This window comes from Caballeronia choica, from assembly GCF_001544535.1.
Classification (GTDB): domain Bacteria; phylum Pseudomonadota; class Gammaproteobacteria; order Burkholderiales; family Burkholderiaceae; genus Caballeronia; species Caballeronia choica.
Genome location: NZ_FCON02000294.1, coordinates 1 through 5,014 on the forward strand (window position 1 = coordinate 1; position 5,014 = coordinate 5,014).

The 5,014-nt window shown below is 60.2% G+C and carries 4 protein-coding genes and 2 pseudogenes; 4 read left to right on the forward strand and 2 right to left on the reverse strand.

The features are described 5' to 3' along the window. The coding region (locus AWB68_RS42585; protein ID WP_143282032.1) for a porin at positions 1-482 on the forward strand (482 nt) is incomplete at its 5' end. Between the two features lie 36 nt (positions 483-518). After that, positions 519-887 carry a BON domain-containing protein gene (locus tag AWB68_RS42590; protein WP_087650128.1) on the forward strand — a complete coding sequence of 123 codons (369 nt, stop codon included), beginning with the start codon at positions 519-521 and terminating at the stop codon, positions 885-887. 337 nt (positions 888-1,224) lie between these two features. On the opposite strand, the gene AWB68_RS42595 is transcribed toward AWB68_RS42590, so the two are convergent. Then, positions 1,225-1,770, reverse strand: coding sequence for a hypothetical protein (locus AWB68_RS42595; RefSeq protein WP_125483259.1), 546 nt, complete (start codon positions 1,768-1,770; stop codon positions 1,225-1,227). Positions 1,771-2,279: 509 nt separating this feature from the next. Here AWB68_RS42595 and AWB68_RS42600 point away from each other — a divergent pair. Then, on the forward strand, positions 2,280-4,259 hold the full coding sequence (locus AWB68_RS42600) for a putative bifunctional diguanylate cyclase/phosphodiesterase (RefSeq protein WP_087650130.1): 1,980 nt from the start codon (positions 2,280-2,282) through the stop codon (positions 4,257-4,259). A 272-nt stretch (positions 4,260-4,531) separates the two neighbouring features. On the opposite strand, the pseudogene AWB68_RS42605 reads toward AWB68_RS42600, so the two are convergent. Next, a pseudogene (locus tag AWB68_RS42605) lies at positions 4,532-4,756 on the reverse strand (transposase domain-containing protein); the annotation flags it as partial. A gap of 22 nt (positions 4,757-4,778) precedes the next feature. Between AWB68_RS42605 and AWB68_RS42610 the strand changes: the two are divergent. After that, positions 4,779-4,979: pseudogene (locus AWB68_RS42610) on the forward strand (transposase domain-containing protein); the annotation flags it as partial. Positions 4,980-5,014: the final 35 nt, after the last annotated feature.

Consider the following 5,014-nt stretch of genomic DNA (forward strand, 5'->3'; position numbering starts at 1 on the left):
GTCTGAATCTGTCCGCCGTGTACTACAACGGCCATGACACCAATCCGTTTCCGCTGACCTATCCTGCAGCGCCGGCGCTGCCCGCGACGGGTCTGAACAACAATCGCTTCTACTATTTCGGTGCGATGTACACGATCAGCGGGTTCTCGATATCCGCCTCGTACGGCATCGGCAAGAACCCGGCGAACACCAACACCGCGGACTTCGAAATGGCATCGGGTGGCCTTGGCTACCAGTTCAATCCGCGCTTCAAGGTCACGTCCGGCTACTACTACCTGAAGGACCGGAACCATTCGGCGAATCACTCGAGCGAAGTCGCAGTGGGTGCCGAATACAACCTGTCGACGAGGACCAAGGCGTACGCGCAAGTCGGGTATGTCGACAACGATGGCACCATGAACCAGACGATCATCTATGGCACCCCCGTCGCACCGGGCAAGAACACTACGGCTGCGATGGTCGGCATCCGCCATACCTTCTGATTCGGCAATCCCCACAACAAACGACCGGAGTATTCAATGAAAACATTCAGGCTGGCTGTCGGAGCCGCACTCGTTGCAACTTCCTTGACCGCATGGTCCCAGACCGGCGAACCGGCCAGTGCGCCGGGCGCATCCGCGATGACGGCGTCGGGTTCAGCGGCCCCGGCCACGGGACGCAAGGCGAATCGCGCGCTGCGCCGGCAGGTATATAACGCCATCGTGAAGCACAAGGAGATCAGCGCCGGCAATATCAGCGTCGTCGCAAAGGATGGCGCGGTGACGCTCAATGGCACGGTCACGGACGCTTCCCAGGTGGGCACGGTTGCGGAAATCGCGAAGGGCGTTCCCGGAGTCACTTCCGTCACCAACAAGCTGACCGTGGAAAAGCCATTTGGCGGCATGTAAGCTGCCGTGGTCGGCACGGGAGCGCGGCGGGGGCCGATCAATGAGTTGATCCCGCCGACCTCGACCGGGAGTGCGGACTTTGTTACGGTGAACGGCAAGAAGCACGGGCTACGGCGTGCGGTGGCCAGCGTGGTTGTCTCTTGTGGGTCGTCAACGAGCATTCGATTTTCTCGACAGCGGCCATTCACGATCGACAAATTGAACCCTCCACTGAATGACGGCAATCGGGTCCTCACCTGCCGCTGTTATGTCGGTGATCCAATGGCAGCAATGGCCGATGTCCGGCCCAACACGGTCTGGCATAAAGATCCGCTGTCTGAGTCCGTTGAAGCGAAGTTTATTCGGCGTTGCCGCTGGAATGCGACCGGCGACCATCGAGGTCCTTGATGGCGGGAAAGGCCTTGTCTTCCCAGGAATACAGCCCACGAGACCGGAACACGAGATTCTGTGCGACGAAGATCTCGAACGTCGGGGTAGTAGGTCTCAAGCGCTGATCCTTCTCATATCGCTTGGCGAGCCAGTGCAACTCCTGCGGATAGTCCTCCGGCGTTTCGTTGCTCGAAATCGCTGAACGCTCCACGACGATGAGCCGCGTGCCCGGATGCGCCTTGGACCATGATTCAAATCGTCCTTCTCCGGCCAGCGGTCCTTCCCAGCAGGCGCAAAAGATGCAGTCCCTTGTCGAGTGCACGACGAGGGTGATCGTCTCGCCCTCGGCGACTGTGGTCTGCCTGACCCGTGCCGCCCAATCGTACTTCGGATTCGGCACGTAGACCGTGTCGTCGACCTCGTCGACGGCTAGAGCGATGTCAGGCGCCATGACCATTGCGATCAGCGACGCCGCCAGAACGCGTTTTACAGCATCGGTCGCGGAAGTGGGCACGATGGCCTCGCCAATCAAGAAATTCGTCTTCTATGATAGTGAATGCGGAGTCAATGCAATAACCGGAATTCGGTTTTCCAGTGATGATCGAGGCCATCGTTCGAGTAGCAACTCCGAAGGATGGCAACAGACAGCGCGCTGATGCGAAGGCGCGGATACCAAAGCGGAGTTTCGTCAGGGCGTGACGGCGGTTTTCTCGGACAGCGTTCTGGCCGTTTGCCGCGACGCAACCCGATCTGACAGCGGGGTGCCACATAAGGCGCTGAACTGGTCGAGCGTCGTTCTGTCGACGGTACTGGGGCTGGCAGCACCACTTCGCGCGTACCCTCAAGCCGAAAGCGGAGGCAGCGCGCAGGCAAGTGCACCAGTCACCGCCTCGGCGCCGCCATCCCAGACGATGCCCGATCAGCGCGTGCAACAGATCCGCTTGCAGCTGTCGCAGACTTCCGACGGCAACGAGCATTACCGTCTTCTCACGGAACTCGCCCAGGGCGGGGGCAGGGGTCGATATGAGCCGCGACGTTTCTTTCTGCGCCCATGCGATCACCCAGGATCGGGTGATGGTGGTGCCAGACGCCACGCTCGACGAACGCTTTTACGACAACCCGTTAGTCACAGGACCGGCCAACCTGCGCTTCTATGCCGGTGTGCCCCTCACGTCGTCAGCTGGGCATGCCTTGGGGGCGCTCTGCATAATCGACGGTGAGCCGCATCACGATTTCTCGTCGGACGACTGCGAGCGCCTGCGCGAACTGGCGAAAATGGCGGCCGACAGGCTGGAATTGCGCCGTGTGGAGATATCAACCGAAAAGGCCGGGCGTACCTTAGAGATATTCGACACCAACCCGTCTACTGCCTTCGTGCGGTTCGATAAACGACGGGAGGTGGTTGCCCGCAACGCTGCCGCTGCTGCCCTCTATGGATACAAGCCAGACGAGGGATTTGCCCGATCCTTTGATACTCTGGTTCCTGAGCGAGAGAGAGCCGTATTACACGACTTGATCGCGCGCGCCATAGGGGCTGGCTCTGTCGAAGGGCTGTCCGTACCCGCAAAACTGCATGGGTTGCGCCGAGACGAAACGGAATTCGATCTCGGGCTCTACCTGACTTGCTTTCGCAAGAAAGGGGACTTGACGTTCAACGCACATCTGCAGGACCTGACTGCGCTTAGACTAGAGGAAGAGGAACTGCACCGACTCGCCAACACCGACATCCTTACCACCGTCGCCAACCGCGCGCACTTTTACCGGCAGGCGGAAAAAGCGCTCGCAGGTCCCTCATCCTCCGCCGTGTTAATGATCGACCTCGACGGCTTCAAGGACATCAACGACACGCTCGGCCCCGCGGTAGGCGATGGAGTCCTCTGCGAGGTGGCTCGCCGATTGGAGGCGCTCGCGGGGCCGAACGATACGGTTGCGCGGTTCGGCGGCGACGAGTTCGCGATCCTCCTTACGGGACTTTCCAGCGCCGCGCTGGCGCATGATGTAGCCCGGGCAGCGATTATCAGCGTTGCCCAACCGATCTTCATCGCCGGACACGAGGTGCGAGTGACGGCTGGCTGCGGCATCGCCGTCGCACCGCTCCACGGGCAGGAAGCGGTGGAACTGATCGGCAATGCAGACTTGGCTCTATCCAAGGCAAAGAGCATCGGCCGCGGCAACTCGTTCGTCTTCGTCACTGCGTTACGGAAGGAAGCGATGACGCGCCGACTCTTCAACATGGAGTTGCATCGGGCCCTCAGCGACGACGAATTTGTACTCGTTTATCAACCGCAAACTCGCCTGGCCGATGGCGCCCTCACTGGCGCCGAGGCGCTGATCCGGTGGCTGCATCCGAAGCACGGCCTCCTTGCTCCTGCGGCTTTCCTGCCCGCACTGGAGGGTGGTTCACTTGCGGCGGCCGTCGGATCGTGGATTCTTGATGAAGCCTGTGCTCAAGCAGCGCTATGGCGCAGAAGTGGCGCGCCGGACTTCCGCATCGGCGTCAACCTGTTTGGCGCGCAATTTCGCACGAACGACCTCGCTTCGGAGGTCTTTTCGACCCTCGAGCGGCATGGCTTGCCGCCCGAGGCGCTCGAGCTGGAGGTCACCGAAAACATTGGGCTCGATCACAACGTTCTGGAAACTCTCCAGCGCTTGCGGGACTGTGGAGTGGGGATTGCGTTCGACGATTTCGGGACCGGCTATGCGTCGCTCAGCTTGCTCAAACGCTATCCCCTGAGCCGAATCAAAATCGACCGATGCTTCGTGCAAAGCATGCTCGAATCAGAACGCGACGCTTCCGTTATCCGCGCCATTCTCTACATGGCACGGAGCTTTGACTTGGAGACGACTGCTGAGGGTGTCGAAACCGAGGAGCAACGTGAGAGCCTGCGACGCCTGGGTTGCGAAGAGGGGCAGGGTTTCCTGTTCAGCCGACCACTGCCGGCCCCTCAATTTGCGGACACTTTCGGAATCGGGATGCCCCGTCGCATGGCCGCACGCGCATAGCGGCCGTTACACGAAAGGGACAATTCAAGCGGCTTTGCTGCGTAGGAGGTGGAAGATGTCGATCAGCCTCCAAGGTTGCCTACGTAGGCGATGTGACCATGCGATACGGGACGGCAAAAAGAAGCCCGTCCAATCAAGCGTAAGCGGCTCGGCAGGGCCGGTCCCCGATTCGCGCGCGCGTGGGGCATGATGTGAGAGCGCTGGGGAGGTCCGGGTAGATCATGTGAAGATCGTTCCATGGTCGTGGACACGATCGATCTGGATCTGCCCGGTCAAACCGTGGGCGTGGGCGGAGTAGCCGGCTTCAGTTTGTCGGCCACGTTCCAGGGAAGCAGTTCGTCGATGCGGTTGACCTTGTGGTCCGCAATATGAGTGAGCACGTATTCGAGGTAGGCACGTGGGTTGATTTCGTTGAGTTTGCACGTACCGATGAGACTGTACATCGCCGCCGCGCGCTCACCGCCGCTGTCGGAGCCAACGAACAAATAGTTTTTCCTGCAATGTACATAATGACATTGGAGAAACAACTGGCTGTTTGCCGGCTCACTTCGTGCAGGTCAGCGTGCAGCCGCGATCATGAGTCTCATCCGGTCAGCGCAACTCAACGGCCACGAGCCGCATGCGTACCTCAAGGACGTTCTGACACGCCTGCCGACACATCGTCACAGTGAAATCGCCTCGCTGCTGCCACATCGCTGGAAACCACCCGCGATGAACTAAGCTCGCGCGTCAAGATGGGATGGCTGGTCGCTTAC

Bases quoted from the DNA above. Each gene is read 5' to 3' on its own strand.
- AWB68_RS42590 (WP_087650128.1), top strand. From the start codon at position 519: ATGAAAACATTCAGGCTGGCTGTCGGAGCCGCACTCGTTGCAACTTCC.
- AWB68_RS42600 (WP_087650130.1), top strand. From the start codon at position 2,280: ATGAGCCGCGACGTTTCTTTCTGCGCCCATGCGATCACCCAGGATCGG.